Raw genomic sequence first — 19535 nt, forward strand, 5'->3', positions numbered from 1 at the left:
TACCTATATTAAGGTAGAGAGGAGGATAATTGTGAAATTTAATGATCAGCAAAAGAAGTATGCCTTATTGGCAGTCGGCGGTGCGGTGCTTTTTCTAGTCTTATGGCTAGTCTTTCGTCCGCCGGAGGAAGCAGCTCAGGACGAACCGCTTTTTTCCACCCAGGAAACCACGACGACTACCAGCAGCAGTCAAACCCAAGCAGAAACTGACTGGTATGTGGACTTAAAAGGAGCGGTGGCCAATCCCGGCATGTACCGGATTAAAGAAGGGATGCGCTTGATGGATGCGATTGAAATGGGAGGCGGCTTCACGGACGAAGCGGATCGCAATCAGGTGAATCTGGCGAAGCTGTTGTCAGATCAGGAAATTGTTTATGTACCAAAGGTTGGTGAGGAAATTCCGGTGGTTCAAGAAGCAGCTCAAGGACCAGCGGCAGCCGCGCCAACAGAAGGAGGCGGTGGCGAAGAAGCAACCGAAAAAATCAATATCAATACAGCAGATGCGGCCCAGTTACAGCAGCTGTCTGGAATCGGTGAGAAACGGGCCCAGGACATTATTAATTACCGGGAGGAAAACGGCAGCTTCCAATCGGTGGAGGATATAACGAATGTTTCTGGGATCGGTCAAAAGACGCTTGAAAATTTGCGCAACTCGATTACAATATAAGAAAGAAACAGGAGAGGAAGAAGAAGTTGACTACTGAAAGAATTCCTTGGGACCAGTATTTTATGGCACAAGCCGTTTTATTATCGTTACGCAGCACCTGTACTCGCCTAGAGGTGGGAGCCACCATCGTTCGCGACAAGCGGATTATTGCTGGGGGCTACAATGGCTCTGTCAGCGGCGACGTGCATTGCATTGACGAAGATTGTTATGTAGTGGACGGCCATTGTATTCGCACGATCCATGCGGAGATGAATGCGTTGCTGCAATGTGCGAAATTGGGGATTGCCACCGATCAGGCGGAAGTCTATGTCACCCATTTTCCTTGCCTGCATTGCACCAAGGCTTTATTGCAAGCTGGAATCAAAAAGATTCACTATTTGAAGGACTATCACAACGATCCTTACGCGGTGGAGCTGATCCATCAAGTGGGTGCGAGTGCCCATCAAGTGCATTTGGAAAGCAAATATTTCGCGAAGCTTCAATTAGGAGAAGATGCTGCCGCATTGCCTCAGGAATAACTCTTAATTGAAGAACTATATGATCTTACCGATTTTAGCGGCTGCCTTAGTTGGCAGTTTGATTTACCATTTTCATTGGATATTTATTGTGTTTTTAGTCGTATTGTTGATACGAATCTGCTGCATGAACAATCGCAGGCTTCTAGCTGCGACTGTTTTGTGCAGCTTTTTTGTGGGAATCCGGACCTATACCTACCTGCAAAGCTTTCAACCGCCTCCAGAAAAAGTGGAAGCAGAGGTACTGCAGGTGTTAGAGGATACGGTCAAAGTTGAAGGGAATTCACTGCGTTTTTCAGCAAAGAATGAGTCTGGGAAATATCGGGTGTACTACCGCTTGAAAACGCAAGAGGAGCAGCAGGTTTGGCTGCAGGAAAAATTACCGGATCACGTTTTGTTGAATGGAACCTTCGTGGTGGCTGATCCCGCGCGCAACTTGCACGGCTATGATGCGCGGCAAAACGACCTCAGCTTGGGCATTACTGGTATTATGCAGGCAGATTCACTGAAAGTTAAGCGAGTGGGCGGCTTTTCCCTTTCCAAGCTGCGGGCCTATTTGATTTTCCATACTCGTCAGGTTTTTCCAAAACGGTTGGCGAGTTATCTGAACGCTTTAGTGGTGGGCCACAAGGACGAGAACTTTGAGGAATACACGGAGGGCTATCAGTTAAGCGGCCTGCTGCATTTGTTCACTTTGTCTGGTCTGCATATCCAATTCTATTTAGGCGGCTTACAGCTGTTGCTGACTCGTTGTGGGCTGGTGCGAGAGTCGCGGTTGGCAATTTTGACGCTGGTGGGTGTATCTCTAATCTTTTTGTGCGGCGGTGGGGCTAGTGTGCTGCGGGCGGTACTCAGCTATTTGATTGCCTTTATTTGCTTAACTTTTGACTGGCAATTATCTGGTTTGGATCGTTGGGGGATTATGTTGCTGGCGTTGCTGTTGATTCGGCCGCTGGTGTTTTATTCGATTGGCGGACGGCTGAGTCTGTTTTTCGCGTTTCTACTATTATATTTATCCTATTTGTCAGACAATCGCTGGCTGCAGAGTTTGCTGTTTCCCTTTTTGGCGTTTCCACTATTGTTGTACGAATTTTCGGAGTGGTCGATTGTGGCGGGAGTTTTCACGCTGCTATTGATGCCGGTTTTCAGCTGGATTGTTTTGCCCGGGTGTTTGCTGTTGTTCTTTATGAGCTTTTTGGTAACCCCGCCGGCATTTTTACTGAGTATGCTGGAGACGGTGTTTATTATTTTGGAGAAGGCACTTTTGGTAGGTACTATTCCGTCCTTTGTTATCGGTGAGCCGGCTTTCTTGCTGTTGTTTGGGTTGATCATTTTAGTGATGGTATTGATTCATCGACGGAAACGGCGGGAAGGGGTTTTGCAATTAGCCTTGTTGATTCTTTGTTTAATCGTTTCGATTCCATTTTCCAGCCGTGGACTAGTAGCCTTCGTTGATGTGGGACAGGGAGACAGTATTTTTATTAAGCTGCCTTTTCATGGGGAAACTTTTTTGATTGATACTGGAGGGCGTCTGGCCTTTAAGCAGGAGGACTGGCAAAGACGGAAAAACAAGCCGCCTTCGGATTACAATATCCTGCCCTTTATTAAAGGCGAAGGCTATCAAACGATTGATCATCTGATTATTACCCACAACGATGCCGATCATATGGGGGAGCTGTTGAATGTGACGGAAAACTTCAGGGTGAAGAATCTTTATTTAGGCGAAGGATCAGAACAAGATATCGTCTCAATTCTGAAGCAAATCAAGCCCAGACCGAAGATTCACTTGGTGAAAGAAGGCGACGTAATTGGTAAAAAGCTGAAACTTCATGTGCTCTCACCAAAAATCAGCGACGGCAGCAACAACAATTCTCTCGTCACTTACTTTTCGATTAAAGAGAAAAGTTTCCTATTAACGGGAGATCTAGAAAAAGAGGGAGAAGAGGACTTGATCCAACGTTACCCTCAGCTGCAGGTGGATGTGTTGAAAATCGGCCATCACGGCAGTAAAACTTCTACTAGTCCAGCTTTTGTGCAGCAGCTGCAACCGGAAAGTGTGGTAATCTCGGCGGGGAAAAACAATCGCTACGGCCATCCGGCACCAGAAACGTTGGCAACCTTAGAAGAAGCCGAAACAACTATCTATCGCACCGATCAGCAGGGAATGATTTATTACGAATGGCGGCCGTTTTGGCAGGCAGAAAAATTGAAACCCAGGATAGCTTTTCTTGAATAAACATGATAGCATAAAACAGCAGGAGGAAAGCTATGAACACACATGAAGCACTTCAAGCCATTCGCAGCCAGCCGCTGCAGCCGGTTTATTTAATTACAGGAACAGAAGATTATTTACAGCAGGAGCTGCGGCAAGCTTTTATGCAGCGGATGAAAGCTGATGATTTAGAAGAATTGAATTTTATGGCCTTTGATATGGAGGAAAGCACCATTGATCAAGTGGTAGGCGAAGCCGAATCGATGCCCTTTTTCGGTGATTACCGCATGGTTTTCGTGGAGAAGCCTTATTTTCTTACTGGCGAAAAGAAAGCCTCGGCTCCCGAACAGGATATCGATGCTTTGCTGGCCTACTTGAAGCAGCCACTGGAATCAACGGTGCTGGTAATCTGGGCGGCTTATCCTAAATTGGATGCCCGTAAGAAAATTACCAAGGCTCTGAAAAAGCAGGCTGTGATTATCGATGCGGCACCGCTGCAAGAAGGCGATTTGCGGAATTTCTTGCAGCGCTATATTAGCAATGAAGGCGCCAAAATTTCCCGGGAAGCCTTTGATTTATTTTTGCGTTTGACGGATTTTGATTTGTCTAAGGCGATGAATGAATTAAACAAGCTGTTGCTGTTTGCCGGTGAGGGCGGCACGATTACCGTGCAGCAGGTGGAGGATTTGGTTCCTAAAACCTTAGAGCACAACGTTTTCGAGTTGACTGAGCAAGTCTTAAAGGGTAATGCCGAAAAAGCTTATCAAACCTATGAAGAGCTGCATGTTCAAGGGGAAGAAACCATCAAATTAAATGCGATTTTGATTGGTCAGGTACGCTTATTGCTGCAGACGAAGATTTTACAAAAGATCGGCTATCAGCAGGCCAATATCGCCGAAACTATCGGGGTTCATCCATATCGGGTGAAGCTGGCGATGCAGCAAGTGGCAAAATTTCCGCTGCCAACCTTGTCAGAAATGTTTGACCAGCTGGTAGAAAACGATTATCAAGTAAAAACGGGACAATTGGATAAGGAGTTGGCTTTTCAGTTATTTATTTTGAAGACGACTGCTAAGATAAAATAGAAGCAAGCCGCGTAAACTTTCCCGCTAAGGAGCTAGTTTGCGCGGCTTTTCCAAAATAAAAAAACCGATCATTACGATCGGTTTTTATTATTTAGCTAATTCGCGTGCTAAACGAGCTTTGTCACGGCTAGCTTTATTTTTATGGATTAATCCTTTTGATTCAGCCATATCAATTGCCTTTACCGCTGCTTTGTGAAGCTCGTTAATATTTTCAGCTCCTGCTGCCACAGCTTCGTCAAATTTCTTAACAGTTGTGCGCATTGCGCTCATTTGTGAAGCGTTTTTTGCACTAGCGTTTTCGTTTGTGCGAACACGTTTAATTGCAGATTCAATGTTTGGCATGGGTTTCACCTCCGAATTCAGTCTTATACGGAAATTCCGTACAATTCAACATTACTCATTATACATAAAGCCTTGTCTCAATGCAATAAAATCGTGACAAGTTTTTTTCCTTAACAGAAACTCAATGCTGTTGACTAGACTGATAAAGCGGACAATCGCCGCAATTTTGGGCTCGATCCGATGAAACAACTTCTTTTAGCGGCAATAACAAGCGCAATCCATTGAAAATGACGAGAATCGTGCTGCCTTCGTGGCCAATTACTCCTAAAGGCAAGCTTAAGAATTGCGTAAAATTACTGATGATTAACAAAGCAATCACTGATAAGGAGAAGGCAATGTTTTGTTTGACCACGCGTTTCAGCTTTTTAGCTAAGCAATGACTGTAAGCCAGCTTTTCCAAATCGTTTTTGATTAAGACAATATCGGAAACATCCATCGCCACATCAGTTCCTTGACCCATCGCCACACCAATTGCGGCAGTTGCGAGGGCAGGGGCGTCATTGATCCCATCGCCTACCATTGCGTTGACGCCGTATTGATCCTTTTGCTGCTGAATGAATTCGGTTTTCTCAGCCGGCAAGCAGTTGGCATGGTAATCATCAATTCCAGTGGCCTCAGCGACAAAGGCCGCAGAGCCTTCGTTGTCACCCGTCAGCATAGTTGTATGAATATTTTGCTCTTTAAAGTAACGAATCACATCTTCAGTTCCAGTTTTAGGCAGGTCGATTAAGCCGACGATTGCCACTAACTGATCATCTTTTGAAAGAAAGATCACAGTTTTGCCGTTTGCTCGCAGGTGATCAATCATGATTTCTTTTGCGTCGCCTTCTTGGTAGGCATGTTTGCCTAGTTTCCAAGTGTGGCCACCATAGACGGTTTCCAGACCGGTGCCCGCTTTTTCTTCCACCCGCAGATCGGTAAAGCGTTCTTCTTCGTGGAAGAATTGCAAAATTGCCAAGGCCAATGGGTGAGTAGAGTAAGCTTCCATTGAAACCAGCATCTTAGGAATCATTGGGTCCTCTACCAGTTGCTTATAATCGGTTACCCGTGGTTTTCCGCGAGTCAGGGTACCGGTTTTGTCAAAGGCGATTGCTTTTAAATCGGCTAAGCGTTCCAGTTCTTTACCTGACTTGAATAGTACACCTTTTTTAGCGCCGTTGGATATGGCTGATAAGGTTGCTGGAGTAGCCGATGCGACTAAGGCACAAGGTGAAGCCACCACTAGCAGCACCATTCCCCGATAAAAGCTTTCTTCAAAGCTCCAGCCGATCACAAAGTGTGTCAGCAAAATCATCAAAGGAACAGCCACCAACACAACTTTTACATAAACATTCTCAATTTTTTCAATAAAACTAGCGGTTTCGCTTTGTTCGCTTTGGGCATGTTCAACTAATTTGATAATTTGCGCGAATAAAGTCTGATCGCTGGTTTTGGTTACTTGCATTTTAAAGGCGTTACCGGTGTTGATGGTTCCGCCGAAGACGTCATCCTTTGGCTCTTTTTCAACTGGGACAGATTCGCCGGAGATGGCTGCTTCATCGATCGACGTGCTGTGATCCAGCAAGATTCCGTCAATTGGAACCGCGCTGCCTTTTGCGACAAAGACTAAGTCATCTACCTGCAGCTCACTCACATCCACCTCGACTTGCTCGCCGCTTTCCGAAATGCGAACGGCTTTGGTAGGAGATAAGTTCATTAGAGCAGTGATTTCTTTAGTACTTTTGTTAGTAGCGTATTCTTCCAACGCACCGCTTAGGCAGAATATGAACGTCAGCATCGCGCCTTCAAACCAGTTGCCGATTAGACAGGCACCAATTGCCGCCAACGCCATCAACAAATCCACATTCAACGTTCGCTCTTGCCACAATTCCTGCAATCCTTCGCTGGTTTGTTTCCACCCGCCAGAAATAATTGCACCTACAAACAAAATTGGATAATACGGGAAATTCATTAGTTCGGCTGTTTTGCCGGCGATCAATAATAGTAGACAGAAAAGGGTAGAGAGAAACGCTTGTTTTTCTTCTTTACTCATTTTTCATCCTCCTCTCACTTTTATCCTAGCATATCCAAACGCTAATTGATAATAAAATATGCTAATTGAGAACGAAAGTGATTATCAATTAGAAAAAGGGTCTGGAAAAGGGCAGTTTAGGTGATAGGATGAATGGAATGATTCTAAATAGATTTTTGGTCAAAAAAGAACACAAAAAAACTGCAGACAAATTCGTCTGCAGTTGAAATTTGCTACATAGCAATCAGCCAATAGCCGATCAGGATAACCCCTAAGATAATTCGGTACCAACCAAATACGGTAAAGTCATTGCGTTTAATATAATCGATCAAGAACTTGATAGCGATAATGGAAACCACAAAAGCTGTGGCCATTCCCACTAAAAGGATGATGATTTCTGAAAAACCAAATGAGTTGCCTTTGGCTAAAAATTTAACGATTTTCAAGCCGCTGGCCCCAAACATTACGGGAATTCCTAAGAAGAAAGAAAACTCCGTGGCCACAAATCGAGAAGAACCGATCAAGATTGCTCCTAAAATTGTCGCGCCAGAACGAGAAGTTCCGGGGATTAAGGCAAGTACTTGGAAAAGGCCCACAATCAAGGCGGCTTTATAAGTAAAATCATTTAAATTGGTGCATTTCGGCGTTTTGTTTTTGTTATGTCTTTCCACCACGATAAAAGCGATCCCGTAAACAATTAACATTATTGCCACTGGCAAGAACTTGTGAAAGTGGGCTTCAAGGAAATCATCCAAGGGAAGTCCCAAAATAACTGCCGGGATACAGGCGATAACCACTTTAAACCAAAGTGTCCAAGTGTCGCTTTTTTCTATCTGATTCTTTTTAGCAGAAAAAGGATTCAGTTTGTCGAAGTACAGCACCACGACAGCTAAAATTGCCCCCAACTGAATGACCACGTTGAACATTTCGGTAAAGGCAGGACTGACATCCATTTTAATAAATTCATCCACCAAGATTAAATGCCCAGTCGAAGAAATCGGCAGCCATTCGGTAATCCCTTCAACGATGCCGAGAATAATTGCTTTGAAAATATTCATAATAAGCATAGCGTAATTCCTTTCTGATTAATAACATAGACAAGTATACCGTTAAGCCTTATGAAAAACCATCCAAATAAGAGAAAGGTTTTTTTAAGATTTTCTTCATATATTCAAAATAAAAAAGCAGAAACCCGGTAGGTCTCTGCTAGTATTTGATTATTCGTTTTCTTTGTCAGCAATGGTTTTGCCGCGTTCCAAGTAGCTGATATCGTTGATAGCACGAATCGTGAACTTGCCATCTTGATATTTCACGCGATTGATACTGCCGTTTAACAGGTTGGCACGTACTGGCTGATTGCTGTCGATTAAGCTTAATAAGAAGGCAATCGTCAACCCGTGAGAAACGATCAATACATTTCCGCCGCCGTCTTTTTCCCGACGTTGCGCGATGTCTTCAAAGCCAGACAAAACGCGTTCTCTTAGTTTTTCATAGGTCTCAGCCCAGTTTGCTGTATCGGCTTGATAAATAGCATCGGCAATTTCCTTAAAGGTAACTTCTGTCGCAAATAAATCGTCTTCAGTCTTAAAGTTCAAGACCCGCGGCAACACGCCCCACATTTCCGCATCGTAAGCACCTTCTAATGAACCAAAACACCATTCGCGAATGCGTGGATCAGTGTGATAAGGCAGGTCCTTGCCATCAGGATGTTTGCTAAGCAATAGACGCATTGTTTCAATCGCGCGGCCTGAATCACTTGAGTAAGCTTCGACAAATTTTGTGTCCTGTAAACCTAAACCGACACATTCGATGCCTTCGCGACCTTTAGGGGTCAAAGGTGTGTCGCACCATCCTTGTACTCGTTCTAATGTGTTAAACATTGTTTTCCCATGACGTACAATATAAAGATTAGTCTCTTCCATTTCATTACCTCCGTTTTTTAATTAAAGAAAGGATTTGTATCTATTTCGCGCCCAATTGTTGTCGCTTCGCCGTGGCCAGGGTAGGCAGGTAGTTCTCTTGGCAAAGTAAACAAATAGGTCTTGATACTGTAAAGCAGCTGCTGCATATCACCAGTGTAAAGATCGGTCCGGCCAATGCTTCCTCTAAACAACGCATCGCCGACAACCACAAAATCATCGAAAATAAAGCTGACACTGCCAATTGAATGACCCGGTGTTGGGACAACTTCAAAGGTCATGCCGCCAATATCGTATGATTTTAACTCAAATTCATATTCCGCCGGCTGCACGATCAAATCCGGCATGTCTTGATGACTGCCTAAGCCGGAAAGATTGTAGACTGGATTGCCCAGCCATTCTTGTTCCAAGGCACTGACGTAAACCGGAACGTGGTATAAATTCCGCAATTGTTCCACAGCACCGATATGATCGTAGTGGGTGTGAGTCAATAAAATAGCTGCTGGTTTGCGGCCTGTTTGTTCAATTTTTTTTGCGATGCGATCACCCTCTGATCCAGGATCGACAATCAGCAGGTTGTCTTCGTTATAAATCAGGTAACAGTTTTCCTGTGCTCTACCTGTTACGAGCCCTTCAATATGTAACATGTTTTTCCTCCTAATTTGTTAATCAGGCACTCATCCAATGGTCCTTAGCGAGTCTTAAGCAGCGCTCGATTTGAGAATCTCCTTCTAACTGTTGCTTAACTGTCAAAAGTCGGGCGGGCCTCCTAACATTCCTTTTTATTATACATGAAAACAACAAAAAAGTGGGGATAGACCGTTTTTTCTCATGACAATTTTTGTTTAGGAAATACAGGACAACTAACCGGTCAAGGAAACTTCGATTATAACAGGCGGCACTTGACGCCAAGGCAAAAATCTTCTATTGTTTAAAGGCACGAAAAGAGGTGGAACCGTGTCACTAAAAAAAATCGCCGTACGAAGTTTAGTCGAGTTTATTTTGCGCAGCGGCAGTATCGATGAGGGAAAAGGCAGCAATCACACTGCCCAAGAAGGCGCCCGGATTCATCGCAAGCTGCAAAAAGCTGCTGGAGACGACTACCAAAAAGAAGTATGGCTGAAAAAACAACTATCGATTGCCGGCATTGACGTTCAAGTAGAAGGACGGGCCGATGGGATTTTCATTGAAGATGAAATGACGATGGTGGATGAAATTAAAACCTCCGAAACGCCCTTTGAAGAACTGGAAGACGGTATCGTTAACTTATATTTTTATCAGGCAATGGTGTATGCCTATATTTATGCCGAACAAGAAGAGCTGGAGCAGATCGGTACGCGCCTGACCTATTTCCAAACGGTGGAAGAACAAATAACCTACAAGGTGCGCACTTTCACCTTTGAGGAATTGCAGACTTTTTTCAATGATCTAGTGAAAAAATACGAAGACTGGCTGATTTTTCAAACCGAATGGCGGGAAACTCGCAATCAATCCTTAAAAGAGATGAGCTTTCCGTTTCCCGAATATCGAGCTGGTCAACGAGAACTAGCCGGTGCAGTCTATAAAACGATCGCTGCTCAGAAAAAACTCTTTGTGGAGGCACCAACTGGCGTCGGCAAAACCATGTCCACTTTATTCCCAGCTTTTAAAGGGATGGGGGAGGAACTAGGCGAACGGATTTTTTACTTGACCGCCAAAACGATTACTCGACAAGTGGCAGAAGAGACGGTTGGCAAGCTAGCCAAACAGGACGCCCGCGTAAAAAGTGTTACTTTGACAGCTAAAGACAAAATTTGTTTTCTAACAGAGCGGAATTGTACGCCGGAGCATTGCCCGTTTGCTAAAGGTTATTATGATCGGGTCAATGACGGCTTGTGGGATATGCTCCATCAGGAAGATCAGTACACTCGGCCGGTGATTGAAGAATACGCCAGAAAGCACGAGCTGTGTCCGTTTGAATTATCCTTGGATGTGAGTCGTTTTAGCGATTTAGTGATTGGCGATTACAATTATTTGTTTGATCCGACGGTTTATTTGCGCCGTTTCTTTGAAGAAGAGGACAAGAACAATCTGGTGCTGGTGGATGAAGCCCATAATCTAGTCAGCCGATCGAAAGAAATGTATTCAGCCGCGATCTCCCGTCAACGTATCCATGATGTGGGGCAGCAGCTGAATAAGAAGATGAAGCGTCTGCGGAATGCTTTTGCGCGGGTGGACGATGAATTTGAATTGATTTATCAAGTTTTAGAAGAAAAGAAAGTTACTTATTTCCATCAGCCAGCTGCAGCCGAGAGCTTATTGAATCGCTTGTTCCAGCTGCAGGAATTAATGAAGGAATGGCTGGCGGAAAATGCCGAAGATCCTTTGCAGGAAAAAATGCTGACGGTCTATTTTGATATTGTTCGCTACACGCGGATGGGTGAGCTGTACGACGATCATTACGAAACAACGATTGAATCAAAAAATTACGACTTGATCGTCAAGGAGTACTGCATCGATCCATCGTATTTTCTGCAGCAAACCATGGAAAAGGTCGGCAGTACCACGTTATTCTCGGCCAGTTTTTCACCCTTAGACTATTACAAAGATGTTTTGGGTGGGGAAGAGGACAGCTTGACCTATCGTTTGCCAAGTCCTTTCTCAGAAGAAAACCAGCTGGTGATTGTGGACGCTCATATTCAAACGACGTATCGGATGCGGGAAAAGAGCCAGCCGCAAATTGTCGAGGCGATTCATGCGTTAGCTAAGACCAAAACAGGGAATTATATGGTATTCTTCCCATCTTTTAAGTATTTGGACGATGTATCTGACGAGTTTCGGGAAAAATACCCAGACTATCACGTGACTATCCAAGGTTCAAATCTCAACGAAACCGAACGGGAAGAGTTTTTAGCTAAGTTTCAGGATAGTCCGCAAGAAACCATGATCGCTTTTTGTGTGTTAGGCGGAATTTTCTCGGAAGGGATCGATTTAGTGGGGGAACGTCTAAGCGGAGCGATCGTTGTCGGTGTCGGTCTGCCGCAGGTGAATCACGAACAAGAACTGATCAAAGAATATTATGACGAGAAAAAAGGCGCCGGCTTCAGCTACGCCTATCAATTGCCTGGTATGAACAAAGTCATCCAAGCCGCCGGACGGGTCATTCGGACCATGAATGATCGGGGCATTGTCTTGTTGCTGGATCAGCGCTATACGAATCCTCATTATAGCAATCTGCTGCCGCCGAATTGGCGTGGGCGGAAGGTGGTTTATAACGTTCAGGAGATCGAACGGGCTGCCGAGGCCTTTTGGCAAAATAAATAGCTGGTTGAAATCCTCTCTAATTCATGCGGAATTAGGGAGGATTTTTGGCGTGGGTATAGCAAAATAGGGAGTAAAAAAGCAGATGAAGCAGAAGCAATACATCAAAGACTTAAAAAATCACCTAGAAAAATAGAGAAATGAACGGGTATAATGCCCATCCATTTCTCTATTTTAAAGTGGTCTGGTTTCTTAGCGATAGTTCGTAAATTGAACATCGATCGGTAAATCCAGATCTTTCACTAAAGCAATCACTTGTTGCAGGTCGTCACGATTTTTTCCAGTTACTCGCAGTTGATCGTCTTGAATCTGAGTTTTCACCTTAATTTTGCTGTTTTTGATAGCGGTGGTGATTTTTTTTGCATTTTCTTTATCAATGCCACTAACTAAATCAGCTTTTTGACGGGCAGTTCCGCCAAGTGCGTGCTCGGAATCTGAGAAGTGAACATTCTTTAAGGGTACGCCGCGTTTAATCAGTTTGCTGAAGAGAACGTCCTTCACTTGTTCGATTTTGAAGTCATCTTCGGCGCTGACAACTAACTGATTGTCCTCGACTGAGATATCAAATTTAGCTCCTTTGAAGTCGAAACGATTCTTCAATTCCTTCAGTGCAATCTGGACCCCATTCTTCACTTCTTCAATATTCATTTCTGAAACAATGTCAAAACTTGCATCTTTTGCCATAGTCATCCTCCTTTACTTTTAGTTTATCAAAAAACGTTAAGAAAGCCATGATTATTCTCTTATCTTTCAGAGAAAAGATTGGAGCTTTTAGATCTTCCCTGTTAATCTATAGATGAGATTGATTCAAGGGTTGCCAGCGCAGGGATACAAACATCAGAAATCTATCTAGAACTATTCTGTGTAAGTGAAGAGGAACGTCTAGCTGGATGGTATGCGCGGTGAAAAATTAATACAACAATATTAACTAATAGGAGGCAATTATGCATAAAGTGATCGATTACACTAAAAAGGATATCGTAAAAAAAATCGTGGTCATTCTTTTGACCGGGATAACAGGTGCTGTCGGCTTAAACTTCTTTTTAATACCAGCTAATGTTTTCTCAGCAGGGATGACAGGGATCGCGCAAATTGTCGGCGCTTTTTTTCTGCAATTATTTGGGATGAATATCGATACCGGGATTTTGATTTTCCTGTTAAATGTACCAGTTTTTATTCTAGGCTTTCTTAAATTAGGAAAATCAGCAATGATTTTAAGTTTTGCTAACGTGTTGTCGGTATCCTTCTTTACCACCTTCGTTCCTGTGGGAGAGGTGACAAACAATGTGTTGATGAATGCCATTACCGGAGGGGTATTGCTGGGATTAGGTGGAGGGCTGTCGCTAAAATATGGGTTCACTACCGGCGGTTTGGACATTCTTTCTTTATTACTGTCCAGAACTACCGGCCGAACTGTGGGAAATTATATTATGCTGCTGAACGGGGCGATTGTCGTGGTTGCCGGCTTCTTCTTTAATTGGGAGAGCGCGCTGTATACAATCATCACGATCTTTACGATGGGCAGCGTAGTGGATATGATCCATACCAGCCATCAAAAAATGACCGCCTTTATCACTACTGACAAAAGCAAGGAATTGCGAGATGCCATTTATCATGGGTTGGTTCGCGGCATGACAGTGATTCCAGCGAGAGGCGGCTTCAGCTCTGAGGAACGGGAAGTGTTAATGGTCGTTCTGACTCGTTACGAGCTGTATGACTTAAAACAAATCGTGCAGGCTGTTGACCCGATGGCCTTTACCAATATTGTGGCGACTGAAACAGTTGTGGGCCGCTTCTTGAATGAAGATGAGCAGAAAAAAGTTAAGCAGTCCAATAAATAGTCCGGCCAAATAGAAAAATTTTTAACACATAATTTTGTGCCAGCAGATTAAGATTTGCAACAGATCGCACAAATCATGCCGATTCTCATTTACAAATCTTTATTGATAGAGTAAAATAAGTTCGAAACTCGAAAAAGGGGTGGCATTGAATGGAAGAAAATAAACAAAATTGGTCTGAAACAGAACTTGAAGAGATTAAAGAACGTATTTTGACAGCTTTAGAATCAGTTATTGACCCAGAATTAGGGATTGATATTGTTAATCTTGGCTTGATTTACGAAGTTGAATTTGAACAAAGCGGAAATGCTGTAATTAAAATGACTTTAACCACAATGGGTTGCCCATTGGCTGATGTACTAACCGATCAAATCCAATCAGCTTTGCACGAAATTCCAGAAGTGAACAACGTGGAAGTGAAATTGGTTTGGTATCCTGCATGGACTACTGATAAAATGTCTAGATATGCGCGGATTGCGTTGGGAATTAGATAGTTAAATAGTAAGCAATTGAAATCTCACCTGAAACCTCTGTATGGGGATCAGGTGAGATTTTTTTCTTTTATTTTATAGGTATATCAGTAAAAAAAGAGCCGGATTATGTATGCAAACTGGAAAATACTGTTATTATCATACTATTTATTGTAAAATAATTAGTAAGTTAAGTAATAGAAAGAAGGGGTAAAAATGAAAAGAAAAGTATGGTTAGGTTTAGGTTTGTCTTTAAGTTTCTCTGCAATGGTAGCGTTTTCTGTTGAAGGCGATGCTGCTCAAACGATGCACCGGATGTATAATCCGAACTCTGGGGAGCATTTTTATACCGCAAATGGTATAGAGAAAGACATTTTAGTTAGGGCAGGCTGGAATTATGAGGGAACCGGTTGGACAGCTCCTGATACAGGGCCAAATGTTTATCGTATGTACAATGCGAATGCTGGTGACCATCACTACACGATGAACCCTGCCGAAAAAGACATGCTGGTCCGAGTGGGCTGGAACTATGAAGGCGTAGGATGGAAGACGGATGATTACAATGGAGTCGCACTTCATCGGTTGTACGATCCGAATGCAAAAGCAGGCAGTCACCACTATACGACAAATGCTGGTGAAAGAGATAGCCTGGCAACCATCGGATGGCGTAAAGAGGGACTCGGTTGGTATGGAATGAACCCGAATCAGAAATTCAATGTAAAAATTGTTCATAAAGGCTCAGACGGCAAAACTTTGAACCAAGAAACAGTCTCTGTTGCGCGAGACAGCAACTTTACTGCCAGAGCCAAATCTTTTAACGACTACCGATTAAATGGCAATGATAGTCAAACGATCAAGGCTGATACAGATAACAAAACAGTCACGTTTACCTATAAAAAGAAAGAAGATCTGAATGCAATTGCTAATAATGTTTCACGGGATGCTTTAAACATCATCAATGAATTTAGACGTACTGAAAAGGGACTACCAGCATTGGCCCATAATGCATTTCTTCAAAAGGGTACAAACGTGCGAGCGAAGGAAATCGAACAACGTTTTGCACATGTTCGACCAAATGGAGGATCTATTTACGACGCTGTTTATGATGCGGGATATCCAGGATTTGCGACAGGTGAAAACATTGGAATGTTTGGTGGCAACTACTCCATTGAAGATATTAAAAATAATAGTGCAAAAAGTTTAGTTGATATATGGAAGAGCTCTACATCTGGTCATCGAGAATACTTATTAACAGATGAAAGTGATGAAGCTGCAGTGGGTGTTTATATCACTGAAAAAGATGGAGGATACTACGTATGGTTTGTCTTTATGGCTGGTAATAGTGGAATTGCGCCGTACAGCCAAGATAACATTGTAACTGAAGAGCCTCAATCAAATCTAGAAGAGTATAATATGATTGAAGAGCCTCAGTCAAATCCAGAAGAAAGCCAAATTATAGAAGAGCCTCAATCAGATTCAGAAGAAAAACAAATTATAGAAAAACCTCAAGCTAATCCAGAAGAAAATCAAACTGTTGAAGAGCAGTCGTCTGAGGAAGAAGTTAGTTTAGACAACGAATAAAAACTGCCGATTATGTTCTGCTGAAAAGTAGTATTCAATTGGTTTGAACCAAAAGTGAAGAGTCTCGCCTGATCTCTGTATTGAGGTTTCAGGTGAGACTTTTTTGCGTCTATCCGGTTGAAACTGAATGGGAAATTACAGAATAAATAGTTATATAACGAATGTTATTTAAATAAAGAAGGGAGGCTGTGGATTAGAATGAAACCCTAATAAATATGCTTATTGACTATAACATATTACGAATCCAAAGCAATTATTGCTTAATTTTCAGGGATGACGATCGTTATGTATACGATTTACTATTGATTAGAAGCAATTCTTATATTAAAATGAGAATCGAATGAGACAACGTTTACAATCATAAACTTTTGTTGAGGAGATGTAACTATATGACTACGAAACCACTGGGTCAGCGCCAATTACTATCAATGGGATATGAAAATTTAAGCAAGCGATTTTCTGATTTTTTCAAGGAGAAAAATGACGCACCATACATCATTCAGTGTGCTTTAGTGGTTATGGTGAAAAATGCACTGTGTCCAGCTGATTTTTCGCGATTTGCTGAGAAATTGATTCGTTCTTTGTTTATGGGGAACTATGATCTTTCTTCAGTTCGTGAGTTATGTGTTTATTTCCGCAACTATTTTAATGATGAGGAATGGAGCGGTGTCACGAAGCGTCTGTTTCCAAATCTAGCAGAATTTGACCAACTTGAAAAGCGAACGAACCTGCATATTAATAAAATTGAGCACCTTTTATATTCTGGAAAGCGGGAAGTAGAGATGAAGGCCAATCTGATCACTACTTTTGAAGATGAAAACGGCAAGAAACATGGCTGGACCCTTAGCAATGTGGATTCTAGCCTAAGCCCTCAGGAGCATGAAGCGATCCTGGCTATCCTCAGCACTATAGATATTTTTCAAAAGGATGGTGTCAGAAAATTTGCGAAGCTGGTGAGTGCTCATTACAGCCTAATTCAAGTCAGTATTGATCCTCAAACGATAAAAGAAGAGACGCCAGAAACCCAACAGGGGAAATTTACTGCGCTGCCAAAAGTAACCGCCTTGTCAGAAGAGGTAGAAATAGAAACTTCTGGCGATGACGGTGAGCGCCATCAGCAGCAATCTTCTGATGATGCAAAGAACGTTTTACTAAAAGACCAAGTTTCAACGCCGATACCTGGAGTTGATCCTCCTATGCCTCAAGTCAGCCGATCGATTCAGGATATTCTGCCAGGGCTGCCAATAATTAAGCCACTGAAGAATACAGTGGTGACACCAAAGGGAGAGCTTGTAGCGGCCGGGGCTGCGTCAAATAATCCAGGATCATCCGGTAAAAAAGACAAGAAGGACAAGACAGATCTTTGGAGTCTTTTACCAAGGAAGAAAAGTCGGAAGAGGGACCGAAAGAAAAAACGGTAAGCTTTCGCGGATGATCAGCGAACCAGGAAAAGAGTGGGGTTTGAATATGTGATGGTCTAATTACTTAGTTCCTTCATCATGATTCTGTCAGGAGACATGATCCGTTAACCATGCGCTTGCATATCCGCTATCTTTTTTTCGGTAAGCTCCGTGGGGAAGCGGAACTTATTAGGCTTGATATTATTTTAAATGAAGAGTGTACGATTAAAGGTGCTTTATAACTATCCTTTATCAAGGTTGAACCACAAGCTTTTGCACTGCTGCAAAAGCTTGCGATTCCTTTTAAACCGGCAAATCGTCCTGTTAAGAGACGGTTAAAAGTCGTTTAAACGTCTGTCTTTGATGATGAAGTTTTCGGTAGTAATACTGGTCAATTTGCCAGTATTGGGATTATCATTGCTGAATTGGGCTGCTTGTACTTGGTGAACGTCATTTTGTAAATATGAGGGCCGTTTGCATCGTTCGTTGGCAAGTACAAATTTGGCTAAATTGATCGAATAATTTTTGGTACCATCAAAGAGTGAATAGGATAGATACTGATCAACAAAAGTAAATATTCTACGGGATTTATCCTCAGGTACTACCACCAGTGTCAAGTTCAGCTGATTTTTAGTCTACTCAGAGTAATAAAGCACTAGTTGCGGGCAGTCGCATAAGGTGGACTGATCTTCACTTTTGAGATAGCTTAACATACGTCCTTTCTTGTAATCACAGAACTGATACGTTCTATTCAAATTCCATCACCTCTTCAGAAAATTAGTCATTTGGTATGCTGGCTTTCAGATGGAAAAATCTGGAAACAGCAGCTCAAATAATAACGAATTAACATTTTGCATTCCTCCTCTCTAATTAGAAATACATAGGGATTCTAACACTTTGAGGTTTTTGAAAGACGAAATAAAATAATAATTCATCGAAGTTTTAGCTGGTAATCAATTGAATGAGCAGTTGCTCAGATAAAGGCTTTACATATTAAAAATAAATCATTTATTTTCAGGTATCATTTGACATTTGCCGCTAAAAATAGATGGGTAAAAGAGCTTGAGTAAAAAATCTTTTTTATCAACCAAAAAAATGTTAACGCTTTCTATTGTATTCGTGATACAATTATCAATAGGAAAATAGGAGGTATGATTATATGACAGATTACAAAGCAAAATTTGAAGAATCGAAGCAAAACAGCGAGGTTTTAGGCAAGAACAGCCCTGAACTAATGGGTAAATTTATGGAGGTTGCCCAGGTAGCCTTAACACCAAGAAACTTAGATGCTAAAACCAAAGAATTAGTGGCTGTAGGAATTGCAGTATCGGTTCGTTGTGAGGACTGCATTATGGCCCATGTCGGCAATGCAATTAAAACCGGCGCAACAATGGAGGAGCTGACAGAAACGATTGAAGTAGCGATCTTAATGGGTGGCGGCCCTTCAACTGCTTATGGGGCAAAAGCTTTAGCAGTTGCTGAATACTTGTTTAGTCAAGAATAAAACAGAATAAATGAAAGACCACAATTGGCTTAACCTGTCGCAGGTTGAAGTCAGTTGTGGCCTTTTTTTGTTGCTAATTAAAGTATTCTGCTAATTCTGGATCGTTTAATGCTTGTTTGCTCTCAGCGGCTAACGCAAAAGCGTCTTGTAAAAGCGAGAGTAGGTTAGTGGTTCGAGCGGCTGCTCGTTCGTTTAATTTGGTTAATTCGTTATCTTGATCGATTTTTTCTAAGGGATAAAGCTCCAGCAGCCGATAAATCAGGCGGAGATCTTGTTTGCGGGCGATTGGGAAATGCTGGATCAGCACTTGGTTAAAATCGGCGTTCATCTGATTGAGGCCCCGCAGGTCATCTGCCTGAATGGTGTAGTGGGTCAAATAGTTTTCCAGCGTCTTCGCCGGATGGTCGCTGGCTAAGCCGGTACTCCAGCTAGTGGTTAATAGTAGAAAGCTGTCGGTGGCATCCAGCTGTTTTAGAAAAGCAACGATACTTGTTGCCAAAAGCCGTTGCTCAATTTTTTTGTAGGTTTCAGGTGCATTTTTTTGCAAGCGCACGAATTGATTAGTAAAACCATTGGTCTGTAATAGATTGCCTTGCAAGGTTTTGTACCAGTTATAATAGAAAGAATTGGTGTAAGTCAATGTGTGATTATTGGTGATTAAATGAATAGTGTTCACGTCTTTTTTCAGCAT

The 19535-nt window shown here is 42.6% G+C and carries 17 protein-coding genes; 10 read left to right on the plus strand and 7 right to left on the minus strand.

Annotation, left to right across the window (positions count from 1 at the left end):
- Nucleotides 1-31 precede the first annotated feature (31 nt).
- Genes JZO70_RS12740 through holA form a run of 4 tightly spaced genes read left to right on the plus strand, consistent with a single transcriptional unit; the run spans nt 32 to nt 4479 of the window.
- Nucleotides 32-667 (plus strand): helix-hairpin-helix domain-containing protein, encoded by a 636-nt coding sequence (locus tag JZO70_RS12740; RefSeq protein ID WP_207673948.1) that lies wholly within the window; start codon nt 32-34, stop codon nt 665-667.
- 26 nt (nt 668-693) lie between these two features.
- A complete protein-coding gene (locus JZO70_RS12745) occupies nt 694-1185 on the plus strand; it encodes a ComE operon protein 2 (protein WP_207673949.1) in 492 nt (163 codons plus the stop codon).
- 7 nt (nt 1186-1192) lie between these two features.
- Entirely contained in the window at nt 1193-3418 is a 2226-nt protein-coding gene (locus JZO70_RS12750; protein WP_242703916.1) for a DNA internalization-related competence protein ComEC/Rec2, read from the plus strand.
- A 32-nt stretch (nt 3419-3450) separates the two neighbouring features.
- Nucleotides 3451-4479, plus strand: a complete 1029-nt coding sequence (gene holA / locus JZO70_RS12755) for a DNA polymerase III subunit delta (protein ID WP_207673950.1) — start codon at nt 3451-3453, stop codon at nt 4477-4479.
- A gap of 87 nt (nt 4480-4566) precedes the next feature.
- Here holA and rpsT read toward each other — a convergent pair whose 3' ends face one another.
- From rpsT to JZO70_RS12780, 5 genes are all read right to left on the minus strand, one after another.
- Nucleotides 4567-4821 (minus strand): 30S ribosomal protein S20, encoded by a 255-nt coding sequence (gene rpsT / locus JZO70_RS12760; RefSeq protein WP_207673951.1) that lies wholly within the window; start codon nt 4819-4821, stop codon nt 4567-4569.
- Nucleotides 4822-4942: 121 nt separating this feature from the next.
- Complete coding sequence (locus JZO70_RS12765) at nt 4943-6853, minus strand: heavy metal translocating P-type ATPase (protein ID WP_207673952.1); 1911 nt, start codon at nt 6851-6853, stop codon at nt 4943-4945.
- Nucleotides 6854-7065: 212 nt separating this feature from the next.
- Entirely contained in the window at nt 7066-7899 is an 834-nt protein-coding gene (locus JZO70_RS12770) for an undecaprenyl-diphosphate phosphatase (protein ID WP_207673953.1), read from the minus strand.
- A gap of 150 nt (nt 7900-8049) precedes the next feature.
- Nucleotides 8050-8754, minus strand: a complete 705-nt coding sequence (locus JZO70_RS12775; RefSeq protein ID WP_207673954.1) for a histidine phosphatase family protein — start codon at nt 8752-8754, stop codon at nt 8050-8052.
- A gap of 17 nt (nt 8755-8771) precedes the next feature.
- Nucleotides 8772-9398, minus strand: a complete 627-nt coding sequence (locus JZO70_RS12780; protein ID WP_207673955.1) for an MBL fold metallo-hydrolase — start codon at nt 9396-9398, stop codon at nt 8772-8774.
- 310 nt (nt 9399-9708) lie between these two features.
- Between JZO70_RS12780 and JZO70_RS12785 the strand changes: the two genes are divergently transcribed.
- Nucleotides 9709-12054 carry a helicase C-terminal domain-containing protein gene (locus JZO70_RS12785; protein ID WP_207673956.1) on the plus strand — a complete coding sequence of 782 codons (2346 nt, stop codon included), beginning with the start codon at nt 9709-9711 and terminating at the stop codon, nt 12052-12054.
- A 189-nt stretch (nt 12055-12243) separates the two neighbouring features.
- On the opposite strand, the gene JZO70_RS12790 is transcribed toward JZO70_RS12785, so the two are convergent.
- Entirely contained in the window at nt 12244-12735 is a 492-nt protein-coding gene (locus JZO70_RS12790) for a YajQ family cyclic di-GMP-binding protein (protein ID WP_207673957.1), read from the minus strand.
- Between the two features lie 260 nt (nt 12736-12995).
- Between JZO70_RS12790 and JZO70_RS12795 the strand changes: the two genes are divergently transcribed.
- From JZO70_RS12795 to JZO70_RS12815, 5 genes are all read left to right on the plus strand, one after another.
- Nucleotides 12996-13892: a YitT family protein gene (locus tag JZO70_RS12795; protein ID WP_207673958.1), complete on the plus strand. Its 897-nt coding sequence runs from the start codon at nt 12996-12998 to the stop codon at nt 13890-13892.
- A gap of 149 nt (nt 13893-14041) precedes the next feature.
- Nucleotides 14042-14383, plus strand: coding sequence for a metal-sulfur cluster assembly factor (locus JZO70_RS12800; RefSeq protein WP_207673959.1), 342 nt, complete (start codon nt 14042-14044; stop codon nt 14381-14383).
- A 192-nt stretch (nt 14384-14575) separates the two neighbouring features.
- Nucleotides 14576-15940: a MucBP domain-containing protein gene (locus JZO70_RS12805; RefSeq protein WP_207673960.1), complete on the plus strand. Its 1365-nt coding sequence runs from the start codon at nt 14576-14578 to the stop codon at nt 15938-15940.
- Between the two features lie 389 nt (nt 15941-16329).
- Nucleotides 16330-17361, plus strand: coding sequence for a hypothetical protein (locus JZO70_RS12810; RefSeq protein ID WP_207673961.1), 1032 nt, complete (start codon nt 16330-16332; stop codon nt 17359-17361).
- Between the two features lie 1138 nt (nt 17362-18499).
- Nucleotides 18500-18844 (plus strand): carboxymuconolactone decarboxylase family protein, encoded by a 345-nt coding sequence (locus JZO70_RS12815; protein ID WP_207673962.1) that lies wholly within the window; start codon nt 18500-18502, stop codon nt 18842-18844.
- A gap of 73 nt (nt 18845-18917) precedes the next feature.
- Here JZO70_RS12815 and JZO70_RS12820 read toward each other — a convergent pair whose 3' ends face one another.
- Nucleotides 18918-19535, minus strand: coding sequence for a hypothetical protein (locus tag JZO70_RS12820; RefSeq protein WP_207673963.1), 618 nt, complete (start codon nt 19533-19535; stop codon nt 18918-18920).

This window comes from Candidatus Enterococcus moelleringii, assembly GCF_017377575.1.
In the GTDB taxonomy this organism is placed as follows: domain Bacteria; phylum Bacillota; class Bacilli; order Lactobacillales; family Enterococcaceae; genus Enterococcus_A; species Enterococcus_A moelleringii.

Bases quoted from the DNA above. Each gene is read 5' to 3' on its own strand.
- holA (WP_207673950.1), top strand. From the start codon at position 3,451: ATGAACACACATGAAGCACTTCAAGCCATTCGCAGCCAGCCGCTGCAG.
- JZO70_RS12765 (WP_207673952.1), bottom strand. From the start codon at position 6,853: ATGAGTAAAGAAGAAAAACAAGCGTTTCTCTCTACCCTTTTCTGTCTA.
- JZO70_RS12795 (WP_207673958.1), top strand. From the start codon at position 12,996: ATGCATAAAGTGATCGATTACACTAAAAAGGATATCGTAAAAAAAATC.
- JZO70_RS12780 (WP_207673955.1), bottom strand. From the start codon at position 9,398: ATGTTACATATTGAAGGGCTCGTAACAGGTAGAGCACAGGAAAACTGT.
- JZO70_RS12805 (WP_207673960.1), top strand. From the start codon at position 14,576: ATGAAAAGAAAAGTATGGTTAGGTTTAGGTTTGTCTTTAAGTTTCTCT.
- JZO70_RS12800 (WP_207673959.1), top strand. From the start codon at position 14,042: ATGGAAGAAAATAAACAAAATTGGTCTGAAACAGAACTTGAAGAGATT.
- JZO70_RS12820 (WP_207673963.1), bottom strand. From the start codon at position 19,535: ATGCTGAAAAAAGACGTGAACACTATTCATTTAATCACCAATAATCAC.
- JZO70_RS12770 (WP_207673953.1), bottom strand. From the start codon at position 7,899: ATGCTTATTATGAATATTTTCAAAGCAATTATTCTCGGCATCGTTGAA.
- JZO70_RS12790 (WP_207673957.1), bottom strand. From the start codon at position 12,735: ATGGCAAAAGATGCAAGTTTTGACATTGTTTCAGAAATGAATATTGAA.
- rpsT (WP_207673951.1), bottom strand. From the start codon at position 4,821: ATGCCAAACATTGAATCTGCAATTAAACGTGTTCGCACAAACGAAAAC.
- JZO70_RS12775 (WP_207673954.1), bottom strand. From the start codon at position 8,754: ATGGAAGAGACTAATCTTTATATTGTACGTCATGGGAAAACAATGTTT.
- JZO70_RS12810 (WP_207673961.1), top strand. From the start codon at position 16,330: ATGACTACGAAACCACTGGGTCAGCGCCAATTACTATCAATGGGATAT.
- JZO70_RS12815 (WP_207673962.1), top strand. From the start codon at position 18,500: ATGACAGATTACAAAGCAAAATTTGAAGAATCGAAGCAAAACAGCGAG.